General features: G+C 71.1%; 17 protein-coding genes. 10 read left to right on the top strand and 7 right to left on the bottom strand.

What is annotated here, in order from left to right; translation table 11 throughout:
- The first annotated feature begins 138 nt into the window (after window positions 1–138).
- A complete protein-coding gene (locus FHS13_RS08395; protein ID WP_184290103.1) occupies window positions 139–1425 on the top strand; it encodes a PrsW family intramembrane metalloprotease in 1287 nt (428 codons plus the stop codon).
- Here FHS13_RS08395 and FHS13_RS08390 read toward each other — a convergent pair.
- From FHS13_RS08390 to FHS13_RS08380, 3 genes are all read right to left on the bottom strand, one after another.
- Complete coding sequence (locus FHS13_RS08390) at window positions 1361–2473, bottom strand: COX15/CtaA family protein (RefSeq protein WP_184290101.1); 1113 nt, start codon at window positions 2471–2473, stop codon at window positions 1361–1363. The two genes, FHS13_RS08395 and FHS13_RS08390, sit on opposite strands and share 65 nt — an antisense overlap.
- Before the next feature lie 198 nt (window positions 2474–2671).
- A complete protein-coding gene (locus FHS13_RS08385) occupies window positions 2672–3559 on the bottom strand; it encodes an EamA family transporter (protein ID WP_184290099.1) in 888 nt (295 codons plus the stop codon).
- An 11-nt stretch (window positions 3560–3570) separates the two neighbouring features.
- Window positions 3571–3909 (bottom strand): hypothetical protein, encoded by a 339-nt coding sequence (locus FHS13_RS08380; RefSeq protein WP_184290097.1) that lies wholly within the window; start codon window positions 3907–3909, stop codon window positions 3571–3573.
- A gap of 123 nt (window positions 3910–4032) precedes the next feature.
- Here FHS13_RS08380 and FHS13_RS08375 point away from each other — a divergent pair, with 123 nt between their 5' ends.
- Complete coding sequence (locus FHS13_RS08375) at window positions 4033–4728, top strand: RICIN domain-containing protein (RefSeq protein WP_184290095.1); 696 nt, start codon at window positions 4033–4035, stop codon at window positions 4726–4728.
- Between the two features lies 1 nt (window position 4729).
- Here the strand turns inward: FHS13_RS08375 and FHS13_RS08370 are convergent, their stop codons facing one another.
- From FHS13_RS08370 to FHS13_RS08360, 3 genes are read right to left on the bottom strand one after another with little or no spacing between them, the layout of a single operon-like run.
- The gene (locus tag FHS13_RS08370; RefSeq protein WP_184290093.1) at window positions 4730–5527 is read right to left on the bottom strand and encodes an inositol monophosphatase family protein; all 798 of its coding nucleotides are present in this window, start codon (window positions 5525–5527) and stop codon (window positions 4730–4732) included.
- A gap of 44 nt (window positions 5528–5571) precedes the next feature.
- Complete coding sequence (locus tag FHS13_RS08365; RefSeq protein ID WP_184290091.1) at window positions 5572–6402, bottom strand: ABC transporter permease; 831 nt, start codon at window positions 6400–6402, stop codon at window positions 5572–5574.
- Complete coding sequence (locus tag FHS13_RS08360) at window positions 6399–7343, bottom strand: ABC transporter ATP-binding protein (protein WP_184290089.1); 945 nt, start codon at window positions 7341–7343, stop codon at window positions 6399–6401. Before FHS13_RS08360 ends, FHS13_RS08365 begins: the two co-directional genes overlap by 4 nt.
- 277 nt (window positions 7344–7620) lie before the next feature.
- Between FHS13_RS08360 and FHS13_RS08355 the strand changes: the two genes are divergently transcribed.
- The 8 genes from FHS13_RS08355 to FHS13_RS08320 are packed head-to-tail and all read left to right on the top strand — an operon-like array spanning window position 7621 to window position 14275.
- A complete protein-coding gene (locus FHS13_RS08355) occupies window positions 7621–8421 on the top strand; it encodes a helix-turn-helix transcriptional regulator (RefSeq protein WP_184290087.1) in 801 nt (266 codons plus the stop codon).
- Between the two features lie 19 nt (window positions 8422–8440).
- Window positions 8441–9853, top strand: a complete 1413-nt coding sequence (sufB, locus tag FHS13_RS08350; RefSeq protein WP_184290086.1) for a Fe-S cluster assembly protein SufB — start codon at window positions 8441–8443, stop codon at window positions 9851–9853.
- A gap of 1 nt (window position 9854) precedes the next feature.
- The gene (gene sufD / locus FHS13_RS08345; RefSeq protein ID WP_184290084.1) at window positions 9855–11015 is read left to right on the top strand and encodes a Fe-S cluster assembly protein SufD; all 1161 of its coding nucleotides are present in this window, start codon (window positions 9855–9857) and stop codon (window positions 11013–11015) included.
- On the top strand, window positions 11008–11343 hold the full coding sequence (locus FHS13_RS08340; protein WP_184290082.1) for a non-heme iron oxygenase ferredoxin subunit: 336 nt from the start codon (window positions 11008–11010) through the stop codon (window positions 11341–11343). The genes sufD and FHS13_RS08340 overlap by 8 nt, the downstream gene beginning before the upstream one ends.
- A gap of 7 nt (window positions 11344–11350) precedes the next feature.
- Entirely contained in the window at window positions 11351–12112 is a 762-nt protein-coding gene (sufC, locus tag FHS13_RS08335; RefSeq protein WP_184290080.1) for a Fe-S cluster assembly ATPase SufC, read from the top strand.
- A gap of 3 nt (window positions 12113–12115) precedes the next feature.
- Window positions 12116–13417 carry a cysteine desulfurase gene (locus FHS13_RS08330; RefSeq protein WP_184290078.1) on the top strand — a complete coding sequence of 434 codons (1302 nt, stop codon included), beginning with the start codon at window positions 12116–12118 and terminating at the stop codon, window positions 13415–13417.
- Between the two features lie 8 nt (window positions 13418–13425).
- Window positions 13426–13902, top strand: a complete 477-nt coding sequence (sufU, locus tag FHS13_RS08325) for a Fe-S cluster assembly sulfur transfer protein SufU (protein ID WP_184290076.1) — start codon at window positions 13426–13428, stop codon at window positions 13900–13902.
- A gap of 4 nt (window positions 13903–13906) precedes the next feature.
- A complete protein-coding gene (locus FHS13_RS08320) occupies window positions 13907–14275 on the top strand; it encodes an iron-sulfur cluster assembly protein (RefSeq protein WP_184290074.1) in 369 nt (122 codons plus the stop codon).
- Window positions 14276–14535: 260 nt separating this feature from the next.
- Here FHS13_RS08320 and FHS13_RS08315 read toward each other — a convergent pair whose 3' ends face one another.
- On the bottom strand, window positions 14536–15294 hold the full coding sequence (locus tag FHS13_RS08315) for a DUF2470 domain-containing protein (protein WP_343064948.1): 759 nt from the start codon (window positions 15292–15294) through the stop codon (window positions 14536–14538).
- Window positions 15295–15340 lie beyond the last annotated feature (46 nt).

Here is a 15340-nt window from a genome sequence, read left to right as displayed (position 1 = left end):
GGACGCCGGCCCTCCGCCGCCCCTTCTGCCCGGAGCCGCCGGCCCCGGCCGGCGACCTGGGCCGGAGCATGCCGGTCCCGGCCCCGGAAGGGGAGGTCAGGGCGGCCCCGGGCGCCACTCCCGCTACGATCGGTGCCCATGCCCCGTCTCGACAGCAAGGCCATCCTCCAGGGCCGCCGCTCCCGCCATTCGATGACCCTCCTCCTGGGGATCACCGTCAGCCTGGTGTGCATGTGCGGGATGCTCGGCTACCTGTGGCTGCTCGCCATGGCGGGCGGGGCCGCGGCGGGCATCGACGGCGCCACCGGGTTCGCCGTCGCCGTGGTCGCCGCCGTCGTCCCGGCGGGCATCCTGGTCCCGCTCATCCTCATGCTCGACCGCATCGAGCCCGAACCGGGCTGGGTCCTGTTCTTCGCCTTCGCCTGGGGCGCGGGCGTGGCGGTCGTGGCGTCCCTGCTGCTCAACACCTGGGGCCTGGCCAACATCACCGTCCCGCTGTTCGGACCGGACACGGGCAGCCTGGTGGGAACCGCGGTGGTCGTGCCCCTGGTGGAGGAGAGCGCCAAGGGCCTGGTGCTGCTCATCCTGCTCTGGAGGCGCAGGCACGAGATCGACACCTTCACCGACGGCGTGGTCTACGCGGGGATGGTGGCCACCGGCTTCGCCTTCACCGAGAACATCCTGTACTTCCTCAGCGCCTTCTTCGACGGCACCCTCATGGCCACCTTCGCCATCCGCGGCCTGGTCGCGCCCCTGGGACACCCGGTCTACACGGCGATGATCGGCATCGGCGTCGCCTACGCGGCCATGCACCGGGGCACGGCGCGCATGTTCGCGCCCGTGGCGGGATGGGTGCTGGCGGTCGTGCTCCACGGCATGTGGAACGGCTCGGCCCACTTCGGCTGGTCCGGTCTGGGCCTGGCCTACCTGGTGCTGTTCGCGGTGCTGGTGGGCATCCTCGCGCTGGCCGCGCACGACCGGCGCGGACAGGTCGCCGCGATCGGCCTCCACCTGCCGGCCTACGTCTCCACGGGACTGGTCACGCCCGAGGACATCACCATGCTCAGCAGCCTGGGCGGGCGGCGCAAGGCGCGCGAGTGGGCGGCGCGCAAGGCCGGGCCGAAGGGCCGCGAGGCGATGCGGGAGTACCAGCTGGCCGCCACCGAGCTGGCACTGCTGCACGAGAGACGCGACGCCGGGTTCCACCAGGACGACTGGAAGGTGCGCCGCGACGCCTTCCTCGCGCTCATGCACGTGGCCCGGGACACCTTCCTGGGGCGCCTGCCCGGACCGGTGGTCCCCGGCTGGGCGGAGAAGCCGACCGACTCAGGGTTCCTGCGCCGCGCCGACTTCGCCCATGTCATCGCCCAGGCGAGGGCTCAGCAGGACTACGTTCCGCGGCACGGCCGACCGGATCCCCGCTGATCTCCTCACCCGCAGGCACCAGGCTGGTGGTGGAGAAGTACAGGCGTGAGATCGCGATCCAGACGAGCGCCGAACCGAGCACGTGCAGCACCGCCAGGGCCTCGGGCAGGGCGAGCGCGTACTGCACGTAGCCCAGGAGCCCCTGCAGGGCCACGGCGGCGACCAGCAGCACGCTGCTGAGCCGGGTGGCGCGGCCGGCGCCGGTGCGCAGGGCCAGGACCAGGGCGCCGATCGATCCCGCCAGGGTGAGCCAGGCCAGGGCCGAGTGCAGGCGCGTGACGGTCACCATCGCGAAGTCCCAGCGCGGGGCCGCCGCGTCGCCGCCGTGCGGCCCGGTGCCGGTCACCACGGTGCCCGCCACCAGCAGGAGGAAGCCCACCACGACGAGGCCGACGGCGACGGTGTGCAGCATGGGGGCGACCGTGACCCGCGGCTTGCCCTCCGGCTCCTGGCAGCGCACGTACAGCGCCACGGTGACGAACGTCATCACCATGGACAGCAGGAAGTGGGCGGCGACGGAGGCGGGGTGCAGGCCGCTCCAGACGGTGATACCGCCCACGACCGCCTGGCCCACGACGCCGATCGGCACGATCAGGGCCATCCGGAGCAGGTCGCGGCGGCGCGGGCGGCTGCGCAGGACGGCGACGACCACGATGACGGCCACGGCCAGCACGATGAAGGTCAGCGTCCGGTTGCCGAACTCGATGGCGGCGTTGAACGCGCTGTGCCCGGTGTCGATCGGCACGAAGCTCTCGGGCGTGCACCTCGGCCACTCGGAGCAGCCCAGGCCGGAGGAGGTCACGCGTACGACGGCGCCGGTGACGGCGATGCCGGCGTTGACCGCGATGTTGGCCGCGGCCCAGGCGCGCAGCGATCCGGGGGTGGGGTTCCAGATGCTGCGTGCGAGCAGCACGAGTGCCAGGACCCCGGCCACCGCGGCAACGACCTGCCAGACCCACAGGGGGGCTCCGAGCAGGACGATGTCCTCCGCCGCGAGCGGGGGGAGATCGGTCATGGCTGTTGCCGGGGACACCGGGGAATCAGACATACGACAGAGCGTAGTACGTTCTCCGACCATCGTGCGACCGACCCCCCGCCTGCAAAACGCGAGGTGACAGGGCCCATGGCACGGGCTCGTCCGGCCGTCGTGCAACCAGTGGTGCGCTGGTGCGCGGCGCAAGGGCGGGGGCGGGCGTCGGCCGCGGTGACGATTCCGACCTGCGGCGACGCGCCCTTCTGGGGAGGCTCACCCCTTCTCCGCGGCGGAGGTGCGGGTGGAGCCCGCGCTGGCCGCGATGACGCACGCCACCGCCAGCCACTGCCACACGGTCAGCAGCTCACCCAGCAGGACCAGGCCGATCAGGGCGGCCGCGGCGGGCTGCAGACTCATCAGGACGCCGAACACCCGGGGCGGCATCCGGCGCAGGGCCGTCAGCTCCAGTGTGTAGGGGATCACGGAGGACAGCACACCGATCGCCAGGCCGAGCAGCAGCAGGCGCCAGTCCAGCAGGGCGGCCCCGCCCTCGGCGATGCCCGCGGGGGCGACGAGCAGAGCGCCGGCCACACTGGCGATCGCCAGCCCCGACGTGCCGCTGAAGCGCCGGCCCGTGGCCGCGCTCATCAGGATGTAGCCCGCCCAGGACACGGCGGCCAGGACGGCGAACAGCACGCCCAGGGGGTCCAGGGCCCCCGACTCCAGGCTCAGCGCGGCCACCCCGGCACCGGCCAGGAGCGCCCACAGGAGGTCGACCCTGCGGCGCGAGCCCAGGATCGCGATGGCCAGGGGCCCCAGGTACTCGATGGTCACGGCGATGCCCAGCGGGATGCGCGCGAACGCCTGGTAGATGAAGAAGTTCATCATCGCCAGCGCGGCGCCGTAGCCGAGCACGACCGCCCAGTCGCCGCGGCTGCGACCCCGCAGGGCCGGGCGCGCCAGTACGGCCAGCAGCACGGCCGAGGCGAGGAGGCGCAGCCACACCACCGCGGCCGGCGGCAGCGCCTCGAACAGGCTCTTGGCGACCCCGGCACCGGTCTGCACCGAGACGATACCGGCCAGCACCAGCCAGACCGGAGGGACCGCCTCCGCCGCGGATCGCAGGGAGAACGGCGCCTGAGGAGCGGTCGGGGTGCCCATGATCGTTCATCCTATGTTTCGGAGACCGTGTCGGGCTCCTCCTCCCGCCTGCGGGCCGGGCCGGTCGCCGCCCACAGGAGCAGGAGCCAGGCGGCTGTCGCCACGGAGGGTTGCAGCAGTGTCATGACCAGTCCGTACACGGTCTTCTCCGCCTGGTCCGTGAGGGTCTGCAGACCGATCCACAGGAAGGGCAGAGCCGCCGCCACCAGGTTGGTGGCCAGGGCCGCCACTACCGGTCCGGGCCTGGCCGGAGGCCGCAGCCAGAGAAGGAGCCCGCCCGCGGCCAGGAGGAACAGGGGCGGCCCCAACTGGCGCACGGCGACGAACCAGGGCACTCCGATGGCTTCCATGGGCGGGACTCTACCGATGCCGCCGATGCGCTGACGGACAGCAGAACGTGCAAGGAACCGGAGAAATGGTGTGGAATGCTTCGGACGAGGCACCCGAACCGTACCCCGCTGGAGCTTTCTGCCATGTCCTCCCGACGCCGTGCCCCCGCCCCCCGCCCCTCGGCAGAGGGGTATGTGCCCCACTGGCCCCTCGCGGCCGGGGCCCTGGCACTCCTCCTGATCGCCGTCATCGGCGGCTACACCGGCGGACTGATCTTCGCCGAGACCGCCGGGAGCGGGTCCGCGGAGATGGAGGTGGTCTCCGACACCCTCGTTCCGCCTCCTCCGACGGAGGAGGCGGTGGAGGAGCCGTCCGAGGAGCCCTCCGAGCCCGCTCACCCGGCCGGGATCGTGCCGGGGACCGCCTACGTGCTGCAGAACGTGCACGGCGGACGCACCATGGACGTCGCCGGCGCCTCGACCGACGACGGCGCCCACGTCCACCTGTGGGACCGCCACGACGGGGAGAACCAGCAGTGGCGGTTCGTCCCGGTCGAGGGCGGTTTCTATGAGATCGAGGGCGTGGCCAGCGGCAAGATCCTGCAGGTCTCCACCGATGCCTCCGCCGACCCCGTGGCCACGCTGATTCCCCGTGCCGGGGCCAGCAACCAGCACTGGACCGTGGTGGAGGCGGGCGAGGGTGTGGTCCGCCTCGTCAACCGCGCCACCGGCCAGGCCCTGACCCCCCAGGACGGCTCGCCCGACGGCGGTGCCCTCATCGTCCACACCAAGGACGAGGGGCATCCGCACCAGCAGTGGCGCCTCCTTCCCTTGGGCTGAGTCAGTCGAGAAGGAGGGAGCGGACGGTCTTCCAGCAGGCCTCGCCGGCGGAGTTGAGCAGGCCGACGGTGTCGTCGCCGGGCCGGTAGGGGCTGCCGTCCAGCCGCAGGGACACGCCGCCGGCCTCGGCCAGCAGCAGGGCCCCCGGGGCGTGGTCCCAGGGCAGGGTGTGCTGGAAGAGCGCGAAGTCCTCCTCGCCCTCCAGCAGGAGCGCGTAGTCCATCCCGGCGCAGCGCGTCCCCGGCCACACGGAGGCGAACAGGGGGGAGGACTCGGCGATGGCCTGCCGCTCCGGAGGCTCCATGGCGTGGAGGCGTACCGATCCGCGCAGCCGCGCGGGGTCGGCGCCCGCGGGTTCGCGGTGGATCCGCTCTCCGTCGCGCCAGGTGCCGGACCCGAGCTCGGCCGTGTAGACGCGGTCGGTGGGCGGGTGCAGGATCCAGGCGGCGACGGCCCGGCCGCCGTGCACCAGGGCCACCATCACCGCGTACTGGTCGGAGCCGTGCACGAAGTTGCGCGTTCCGTCCACCGGGTCGACCACCCACACCGTCGGTTCGGTGGACAGGGCCCGCAGCAGGCCGGGGTCGGCGTGGACGGCCTCTTCGCCCACCACGGGGACGTCGAGCAGCACGCGCAGGCGGGCGCTGATCAGCTCCTCGGCCTCGCGGTCGGCCACGGTGACCAGATCGCCCGGGGACTTCTCGACGACATCCCCGTCGGCCAGGGCGCGTGCGCGGGGGAGGATGGCCTCCCGTGCCGCATCGCGAAGAATCTCGGTTACCGCGTCCATGTCGACCATGTGGTCATGCTACGGCGGGGCGGGCCCCTCCCCGATGCCGGTCGTCACTCCCAGCGGAACAGGCGGGCGGCCAGCAGCCCGCAGACCAGGGTCCAGGCGGCCAGGACGGCGAAGGCGCCCAGACCCGGCAGCGATCCCTCGGCCAGGACCGACCGCAGGCCCGAACCGAGCGCGGTGACGGGCAGTACCGACACGGCCTGCTCCATCGGGCCGGGGAAGGCACTGACGGGGAAGAGCACCCCTCCCAGCCCCAGCATCAGCACGTAGACCAGGTTGGCCCCGGCCAGGGTGGCCTCCGCCCGCAGAGTGCCCGCCATCAGCAGGCCCAGCGAACTGAACGCGGCGGTCGCCAGCAGCACGAGCGCCACCGCCGCGAGCACGCCCGCCGGGGTGGCCTGGGGGGACCAACCCAGGGCCAGGGCCACCGCACACAGCAGGACCAGCTGGACGGCCTGCACGCACAGCACCGCCAGGGTCTTGGCGGCCAGGAGGCCGAACCGCGACAGGGGCGTGGCCCCGAGCCGCTTGAGCACCCCGTAGCGCCGCTCGAACCCGGTCCCGATCGCCAGCCCGGTGAAGGAGGTCGACATGATCGCCAGCGCCAGCACGCCCGGGGTGAGGGCGTCCACCCGCGCGCCCTCGGTGCCCACGTCCAGCACCGAGGTGAGGCTGAAGCCCACCAGCAGGAGGACGGGGATGACCATGGTCAGCAGGAACTGCTCGCCGTTGCGCAGCATCACCCGCAGTTCCATCCCGGCCTGCGCGGCGACCATCCGCCACATCGGCGCGGCCCCGGGCGCGGGCGTGAAGAGGGCGGCGTCGCCGGGCTCGGGGCGGACGGCCGCGGCGGTGGTGCTGGAGGTGTGCTCGGTCATGATTCGCGAAGTTCCCGGCCGGTGAGTTCGAGGAAGACGTCTTCGAGGGTACGCCGCCGCACGCGCAGGTCCTCGGCGAGCACTCCGGTGGAGGCGCACCAGGCGGTCACCGTGGCGAGGAACTCCGGACCCAGCTGCTCGGGGTCCTCCGTCCCGATCACGTACTCGTGGCGGTCGCCGGCGGCCCGGGCGGAGCCGACGCGGGAGCCGGGGGGCAGGGTGGACAGCAGCGCGTCGGCGTCGACGGGCGCGGCGGTGGAGAAGCACACCTCGCGGCGGCTCCCCGTCAGCTCGGCCGGTGTGCCCTCGGCCACGACCGCACCGCGGTCGATGATGACCACGTGGTCGGACAGGCGCTCGGCCTCCTCCATGTGGTGGGTGGTCAGAATCACGGCGACCCCGGCCGCGCGCAGCGCCGACACCAGGTCCCACGTGGCCATGCGCGCCTGCGGGTCCAGGCCCGCGGTCGGCTCGTCCAGGAAGACCAGCTCGGGGCGGCCGACCACGGCGCAGGCCAGGGACAGCCTCTGCTGCTGACCTCCCGACAGGCGCCGGAACGGGGTGCGGGCCGCCGAGGTCAGGCCGAGCCGCTCCAGGAGGAGGCCGGGGTCGACCGGCCGCGCGTGGAAGGAGGCCATCAGGCGCAGCCACTCGCCCGCACGGGCGCCGGTGGGCACGCCGCCGGACTGGGGCATCACCCCGACCCGCGGCTTGAGGGCGCCGGCGTCGGCCACGGGGTCGAGGCCCAGTACCCTGACCCGGCCGCCGTCGGCACGGCGGAACCCCTCGCAGATCTCGATGGTGCTCGTCTTGCCGGCCCCGTTGGGTCCGAGCAGGGCCGTCACCGCGCCCCGGCGGGCGCTGAAGGTGAGTCCCGAGACCGCTGTGGTGGTGCCGTAGCGCTTGACCAGGTCGACGACCTCGACCGCGGCTGTGTCCATGGGCCCCGAGTCTACGTGCGCCCGGCCCGGACCTCCCACCGCCCCGGGCGTGGCGCCCCCTCTCCGGGAGCGGCCCGGTGAGGCACGATGTCCGGGAGGTGATATTCGCATCTCAGTGCATGGGAAAAAGGAATGTCGGAGCCCCCGGGCGGGGTTGCACGCGGAGACCGGCGGTGGGCGAATCCGCTGTTAGGCAAGGCTGGCCTTCGTGATCAAGCGCATGGGCGCGGGTTTGCCCAGGAGGACTTATTTAAGCCACACTGATGTTGTCAAAAGCATGAGCCGTGTTCGCGAGAGGGAGGGGAGCACCGTGTCCGACGCGACCGCCACGCCCCTGCCCGGACCGGAGCGCGGTGCCGAGAACGGCACCCGCGCCCGGGTCGCCCGGATCATTCTGGAGCAGGGCCCGATCACCGCCTCCGAACTGGGAGAGCGTCTCGGGCTCACACCGGCGGCCATCCGCCGCCACCTCGACAACCTGACCGCCGAGGGCATGGTCGAGGCCCGCGACGCGCGGCCCCGCGGCCGCCGCGGCAGAGGGCGTCCCGCACGTGTCTTCGCCATCACCGAAGCCGGACGCGACGCCTTCGTGCACGCCTACGACGACCTCGCCGCCAACGCGCTGCGCTTCCTCGCGCAGACCGCCGGCCCCGAGGCCGTCAGCGACTTCGCCCGCAGTCAGGTCGCCGAACTGGAGAGGCGCTACAAGCCCAAGCTGGACGCCGTTCCTCCCGAACAGCGCATCCGGCTGCTGGCCGAGGCCCTGTCCAACGACGGCTACGCCGCCGCCGCGGGCCGGGCGCCCGCACCAGGCGGCGGCGACCAGCTGTGCCAGCACCACTGCCCCGTCGCCCACGTCGCCGCCGAGTTCCCGCAGCTCTGCGAGGCAGAGATCGAGGCCTTCGAGCGGCTTCTGGGCACCCCGGTGCGCCGACTGGCGACCATCGCCCACGGCGACGGTGTGTGCACCACGCACGTCACCCCCCGGGGCGGCGGGGCGGGCGGGGGCCACGGCACCCCCGCGTCCAAGGCTGTCCGACACCGCGCCGGCGGCCGAGTTCAACACAAGGACGTCTGAGTCCAGGAGGAGTCCGCGCATGACGTCTATCGCGCACCCCGAGCTCGAAGGGCTCGGAAATTACGAGTACGGCTGGGCCGACTCCGACGAGGCCGGGGCGGCCGCCCGCCGCGGCCTCAACGAAGAGGTCGTCCGCGACATCTCCGCCAAGAAGGACGAGCCGGAGTGGATGACCAAGCTCCGCCTCAAGTCGCTCAAGCTCTTCGACAAGAAGCCGATGCCCAACTGGGGCGCGGACCTGTCCAAGATCGACTTCGACAACATCAAGTACTTCGTGCGGTCCACGGAGAAGCAGGCCACCTCCTGGGAGGAGCTGCCCGAGGACATCAAGAACACCTATGACCGGCTGGGCATCCCCGAGGCGGAGAAGCAGCGCCTGGTCGCCGGTGTCGCCGCGCAGTACGAGTCCGAGGTCGTCTACCACCAGATCCGCGAGGACCTGGAGTCCCAGGGAGTCATCTTCCTGGACACCGACACCGCGCTCAAGGAGCACCCGGAGCTGTTCCAGGAGTACTTCGGCAGCGTGATCCCGGCCGGCGACAACAAGTTCGCCGCGCTCAACACCGCGGTGTGGAGCGGCGGGTCCTTCATCTACGTTCCCAAGAACGTGCACGTGGAGATTCCGCTCCAGGCCTACTTCCGGATCAACACCGAGAACATGGGCCAGTTCGAGCGGACCCTGATCATCGTCGACGAGGGCGCCTACGTCCACTACGTCGAGGGCTGCACCGCGCCGATCTACAAGTCGGACTCGCTGCACTCCGCGGTCGTCGAGATCATCGTCAAGAAGAACGCCCGCTGCCGCTACACGACCATCCAGAACTGGTCGAACAACGTCTTCAACCTGGTGACCAAGCGCGCCGTCGCCGAAGAGGGCGCCACCATGGAGTGGGTCGACGGCAACATCGGCTCCCAGGTCACCATGAAGTACCCGGCCGTGTACCTGATGGGCGAGCACGCCAACGGCGAGACCCTGTCCATCGCCTTCGCCGGCGAGGGCCAGCACCAGGACACCGGTGCCAAGATGGTGCACTGCGCACCCCACACCACCTCCAAGGTCGTCTCCAAGTCGGTGGCGCGCGGCGGCGGCCGCTCCTCCTACCGCGGCCTGATCCAGGTCCAGGAGGGGGCGCACTTCGCCAAGTCCTCGGTCGAGTGCGACGCCCTGCTGATCGACACGATCAGCCGTTCCGACACCTATCCCTACAACGACCTGCGCGAGGACGACACCGAGCTCGCGCACGAGGCCACCGTCTCCAAGGTCAGCGAGGACCAGCTCTTCTACCTGATGAGCAGGGGCATGGGCGAGGAAGAGGCCATGGCCATGGTCGTCCGAGGATTCGTGGAGCCCATCGCACGTGAGCTCCCGATGGAGTACGCGCTGGAGCTGAACCGTCTGATCGAGCTCCAGATGGAAGGATCGGTTGGTTAAGTTGACGACCACGAACACCGAACCCAAGGCGCACAGCCACGGTCTGGGTCAGATCCCGGTCTCGAAGCTGGACACCCACGGTTCCCACGACGTGAGCGACTTCCCCGTCCCCGGCGGACGTGAGGAGGAGTGGCGCTTCACGCCGCTGCGCCGCCTCAAGGGCCTGCACGACTGGAAGGGCGAGGCCGACGGTACCGACGAGGTCACCATCGACGCGCCCGAGGGCGTCACCGTCGAGCAGGTCGGCCGCGACGACGAGCGCCTGGGTACCGCGGGCCTTCCCGTGGACCGCGTGATCGCGCAGGCCTACAGCTCCTTCGAGCAGGCCACGGTCGTCACCGTGCCGCGCGCGCTGGTCGCCGACAAGGCGATCACGATCGACCGCAAGGGCCTGGGCGGCACCGCCTTCGAGCAGCTCGTCATCGACGTGCAGCCGCTGGCCGAGGCGACCGTGATCATCACCAACACCGGCACCGGTGTCCGGGCGGGCAGCCTCGACGTCCACGTCGGCGAGGGGGCCAAGCTCACCCTGGTCAGTCTCCAGGAGTGGGACACCGACGCCGTCGAGGTCAGCCAGCACAACGCGCGGGTGGCCAAGGACGCGAGCTTCAAGTCGGTCGTCATCACGCTGGGCGGCGACCTGGTCCGCCTGTCGCCGCGGGTGTCCTACACCGGCAGGGGCGGCAACGCCGAGCTGTACGGGCTCTACTTCGCCGGCGACGGGCAGCACCACGAGCACCGCTCGCTGATCGACCACAACCTGTCCAACACCCGCTCCCGGGTGGACTACAAGGGCGCGCTCAGCGGCGCGGGGGCCCACACCGTCTGGATCGGTGACGTCATCATCGGTGAGGGCACCGAGGGCACCGACTCCTACGAGAACAACCGCAACCTGCAGCTCACCGACGACACGCGGGTGGACTCCGTCCCGAACCTGGAGATCTTCACCGGTGAGGTCCAGGGCGCGGGGCACGCCAGCGCCAGCGGTCGGCTGGACGACATCCACCTCTTCTACCTGTGCTCGCGCGGAATCCCCGAGGAGGAGGCACGCCGCCTCATCATCCGGGGCTACTTCCTGGACATCGTCAACCGCATCGACGACCAGGACCTGCGCGACCACGTCATGGAGAAGGTCGAGCGAAAGCTTGCCGCGCATGAGTGAGACGCAGGGCTGGACCAAGGTCGCCGAACTCGACGAGATCCCCGAGAACGGCGTCCTGGGAATCGAGACCGACGACGAGGTCCCCATCGCCCTGGTCCGCACCGAGGGTGAGGTGTTCGCGCTGCGGGACGAGTGCTCGCACGGCGCGGTGCGCCTCTCGGAGGGCGAGGTCGAGGACGGCACGCTCGAGTGCTTCCTGCACGGCTCCTGCTTCGACCTGCGCTCGGGCGCTCCGCTCAACCCGCCCGCGACCCAGCCGGTCCCCACCTACGACGTGAAGATCGACGGCGACGACGTGCTCGTGTCGCTGGATGAGAAGAATTCCTGAGGCTGAAATGACGAAGTTCGAAATCCGCGGTCTGCGCGCCGACGTCCTCATCAGCGAGGACGAGCGCCGCGAGATCCTCAAGGGTGTTGACCTGACCGTCAACTCCGGTGAGACCCACGCCATCATGGGCCCCAACGGCTCGGGCAAGTCCACCCTGGCCTACGCGATCGCCGGCCACCCGCGCTACGAGATCACCGACGGCGAGGTCCTCCTCGACGGTGAGAACGTCCTGGAGATGGAGGTGGACGAGCGGGCCCGCGCCGGCGTGTTCCTGGCCATGCAGTACCCGGTCGAGGTCCCGGGCGTGTCCATGTCCAACTTCCTGCGCAGCTCGGTCGCGGCGGTACGGGGCGAGGCACCCAAGCTCCGCCAGTTCTCCAAGGAGCTCCAGGGCGCCATGAAGAACCTGTCGATCGACTCCTCGTTCGCCGCCCGCGGTGTCAACGAGGGCTTCTCCGGCGGTGAGAAGAAGCGCCACGAGATCCTCCAGCTGGAGCTGCTCAAGCCCAAGGTCGCCATCCTGGACGAGACCGACTCCGGCCTGGACGTCGACGCGCTCAAGATCGTCTCCGAGGGCATCAACCGCGCCCAGGACGCGAACGACATGGGTGTCATGCTCATCACGCACTACACCCGCATCCTCAACTACGTCAAGCCCGACTTCGTGCACGTCTTCGCGCAGGGCCGCATCGCCGAGTCCGGCGGTTCCGAGCTGGCCGACGTGCTGGAGGCCGAGGGCTACGAGCGCTTCGTGAAGGTGGGCGCGTAGCACATGACCACAGTCCGCGAGTTCGGTCAGGCAGGCAGCGGCCTGCTCGACGTCGCGGCGATCCGGGAGGACTTCCCGATCCTCTCCCGGACCGTCCGCGACGGGCGACCGCTGGTGTATCTCGACTCCGGGGCGACCTCGCAGAAGCCCCGCCAGGTGCTCGACGCCGAACGTGAGTTCTACGAACGCCACAACGCGGCGGTGCACCGCGGTGCGCACCAGCTCGCGGAGGAGGCGACCGACGCCTACGAGTCGGCCAGGGAGACCATCGCCGCGTTCGTCGGCGGGGACGTCGGCGAGGTGGTGTTCACCAAGAACGCCACCGAGTCGATCAACCTCGTCGCCTACGCGATGGGCAACGCCGCCACGGCCGACGACGCGCTGCGCCGCTTCCAGGTGGGCCCCGGTGACGAGATCGTCGTCACCGAGATGGAGCACCACGCCAACCTGGTGCCCTGGCAGGAGCTGTGCCGGCGCACCGGTGCCACGCTGCGCTGGTTCCCGGTGACGGACGAGGGCCGACTGGACCTCTCCGGCATCGACGAGCTGGTCAACGAGCGCACCAAGGTGGTGGCCTTCACGCACCAGTCCAACGTGCTCGGCACGGTCAACCCGGTCGGGGAGATCGTCGCCAGGGCCCGCCGTGTCGGCGCGCTGACGGTGCTGGACGCCTGCCAGTCGGTGCCGCACATGCCCGTCGACGTGCGTGAGCTGGGCGTGGACTTCCTGGCCTTCTCCGGCCACAAGATGCTCGGTCCCAACGGGATCGGCGTCCTGTGGGGCCGCCGGGAGCTGCTGGAGGCGATGCCCCCCTTCATCACCGGCGGCTCGATGATCGGCGTGGTCCACATGGAGTACTCCACGTGGGCCGACCCGCCGCAGCGGTTCGAGGCGGGCGTGCCGATGACCCCGCAGGCGGTCGCCCTGGCCGCGGCCTGCGACTACCTGTCGAAGGTCGGCATGGACCGGATCGCCGCCCACGAACACGCGCTGGTCGGGTACGCTCTCGAGCGGCTCGGCGCGATCGAGGGCGTGCGGATCGTCGGTCCCGCCGACACCGTCGACCGCGGTGGCGCGGTGTCGTTCGAGGTTGAGGGGATCCACCCCCACGACCTCGGGCAGGTGCTCGACGACCGGGGTGTGGAGGTCCGGGTGGGCCACCACTGCGCCTGGCCGCTGCACCGCAAGCTGGGGATCGTCGCCACCACGCGTGCATCGTTCTACCTCTACAACACCCCGGAGGACGTGGACGCGCTCGTGGACGCCGTCCGCGCCGCACAGGAGTTCTTCGGAGTTCGGGGCTAAGGAACAGCATGCAGTTGGATGCGATGTACCAGGAGATCATCCTGGACCACTACCGGAACCCGCACCGCAAAGGGCTGCGGGACCCGTACGACGCGGAAGCGCACCACATCAACCCCACCTGCGGCGACGAGGTGACGCTCCGGGTGGCGCTGACCCCCGCCGAGGGGGAGGCCGGGCTCGGTCCCGGGGCCGTCGTCAGCGACGTCTCCTACGAAGGCATGGGCTGCTCGATCAGCCAGGCCAGCACCTCGGTGCTGACCGACCTGCTGATCGGGCGCACGGTGGCCGAGGGGATGGAGACCCTGGCCGCCTTCACCGAACTCATGCAGTCCAGGGGGCGGGGCGAGCCCGACGAGGACGTGCTGGAGGACGCCGTGGCGTTCGCCGGCGTGTCCAAGTACCCGGCGCGCGTCAAGTGCGCACTGCTGGGCTGGATGGCGTGGAAGGACGCGGTGTCCCAGTCCCTCGAGAAGGAAGGCGTCTGAGCCTGTGAGTGAGAACGAGACGACCGGCACGACCCAGGCCGCCGAGGTACCGGTGTCCCCGGAGGCCGAGGCACTGGCCGAGGAGATCGCCGAGGCCCTCAAGGACGTCATCGACCCCGAACTGGGCGTCAACGTCGTCGACCTGGGCCTGCTGTACGGGGTGAACGCCGACGAGTCGGGGATCACCCTGGACATGACCCTCACGAGTGCGGCCTGCCCGCTCACCGACGTGATCGAGGACCAGGCCGTCAGCGCGCTGGAGGACTTCGACCGCGAGGTGCGGATCAACTGGGTCTGGATGCCGCCGTGGGGCCCGGACAAGATCACCGAGGACGGGCGGGACCAGCTGCGCATGCTGGGCTTCAACGTCTGAGCCGGTACCCGACGCGCGGGCCGGGGTCCTTCGGGACCCCGGCCCGCCGCCGTGTCCGGGGCTGTCCGGGCCGTGTCCAGGCCCTGTTTTTTTGGATCATCTCGGGCTGCACGGCCGCCAGGCGCCCCCTTGCAGCGTCGGAGAGCTTGCGAAGCCCGCCGGGCCGAGCTGCGCTCTCCGCCTTGCACGGGAACGCCTGGCCGGCCGTTCGCCGAGGAATCGGCTCCGCCGATACGGCGAGAGCATCCAAGAAACAGGGCCTAGAACGGGGCGCACCCGCGGGTCGGGCCCACCAGGGCGCGCATCCGCTCGGCGACGTCGTCGCCGGTCTCGGCCGGCCGGTCGAACGGCACGCGCACGTCCCGGTCGCCGTCGGGGGCCTCGAAGCGCAGTGCCAGGCCGTAGCGGTCCACCCCCAGGAGCCGGGGGCGGCCGAGGGGCAGAGGGGCGACGCAGCGCTCGGCCAGCACCTGGAGCACCTCGGGGTGCTCCTCCTCCAGATGGCGCAGCCAGGCGTCCTCACCGCGGCCGAGCGGACCGGGGCGGGCCCGGACGAAGTCGCCGGTCTCCAGCAGATGGCAGCCCTCGGTGTCGGAGTGGACCACCAGGTAGGGGTCGAGCACCGCCATGGTGCGGCCGTGGCCGATGTCGAGCATCCGCTCGTCGGGATCGGTGCGCATGGTGTGCAGGGCGCGGGCGCGTGCCGTCGCGTGGTCCAGCGCGGTCAGCGTTCCGCCGATCCACAGCAGGGAGCGCGCGGGGTCGCGCAGAGGTACGGGACAGGTGTCGGTGAACTCGAACGTGGCCGCGACCCTGCCTCCTGCCAGTTCCTCCAGGAGGCTGTGGCGGTCGGGCAGCAGCACGGACACCGTCCCGCCGGGGTGGACGTGGCAGACCGGGTCGAGGAGGTGGAGGGCGCTGTCCTGGGTGGCCACGGTGACCGGGACGGATCGGGCCAGGACGGAACGGGCGCGTTCGGCGGGGGAGGGAGCCGGCTGTGACGGATACAGGGGAACCACCTCAACTCTTTTAGGTAAGGCTAACCTACAAGAAGAAGAGGGAGGT

Origin of the sequence: Nocardiopsis algeriensis, assembly GCF_014203695.1 — a bacterium.
Classification (GTDB): domain Bacteria; phylum Actinomycetota; class Actinomycetes; order Streptosporangiales; family Streptosporangiaceae; genus Nocardiopsis; species Nocardiopsis algeriensis.
This window is presented reverse-complemented; position numbering and strand designations above follow the sequence as displayed.

Bases quoted from the DNA above. Each gene is read 5' to 3' on its own strand.
- FHS13_RS08395 (WP_184290103.1), top strand. From the start codon at position 139: ATGCCCCGTCTCGACAGCAAGGCCATCCTCCAGGGCCGCCGCTCCCGC.
- FHS13_RS08390 (WP_184290101.1), bottom strand. From the start codon at position 2,473: ATGTCTGATTCCCCGGTGTCCCCGGCAACAGCCATGACCGATCTCCCC.
- FHS13_RS08385 (WP_184290099.1), bottom strand. From the start codon at position 3,559: ATGGGCACCCCGACCGCTCCTCAGGCGCCGTTCTCCCTGCGATCCGCG.
- FHS13_RS08380 (WP_184290097.1), bottom strand. From the start codon at position 3,909: ATGGAAGCCATCGGAGTGCCCTGGTTCGTCGCCGTGCGCCAGTTGGGG.
- FHS13_RS08375 (WP_184290095.1), top strand. From the start codon at position 4,033: ATGTCCTCCCGACGCCGTGCCCCCGCCCCCCGCCCCTCGGCAGAGGGG.
- FHS13_RS08370 (WP_184290093.1), bottom strand. From the start codon at position 5,527: ATGGTCGACATGGACGCGGTAACCGAGATTCTTCGCGATGCGGCACGG.
- FHS13_RS08365 (WP_184290091.1), bottom strand. From the start codon at position 6,402: ATGACCGAGCACACCTCCAGCACCACCGCCGCGGCCGTCCGCCCCGAG.
- FHS13_RS08360 (WP_184290089.1), bottom strand. From the start codon at position 7,343: ATGGACACAGCCGCGGTCGAGGTCGTCGACCTGGTCAAGCGCTACGGC.
- FHS13_RS08355 (WP_184290087.1), top strand. From the start codon at position 7,621: ATGAGCCGTGTTCGCGAGAGGGAGGGGAGCACCGTGTCCGACGCGACC.
- sufB (WP_184290086.1), top strand. From the start codon at position 8,441: ATGACGTCTATCGCGCACCCCGAGCTCGAAGGGCTCGGAAATTACGAG.
- FHS13_RS08340 (WP_184290082.1), top strand. From the start codon at position 11,008: ATGAGTGAGACGCAGGGCTGGACCAAGGTCGCCGAACTCGACGAGATC.
- sufC (WP_184290080.1), top strand. From the start codon at position 11,351: ATGACGAAGTTCGAAATCCGCGGTCTGCGCGCCGACGTCCTCATCAGC.
- FHS13_RS08330 (WP_184290078.1), top strand. From the start codon at position 12,116: ATGACCACAGTCCGCGAGTTCGGTCAGGCAGGCAGCGGCCTGCTCGAC.
- sufU (WP_184290076.1), top strand. From the start codon at position 13,426: ATGCAGTTGGATGCGATGTACCAGGAGATCATCCTGGACCACTACCGG.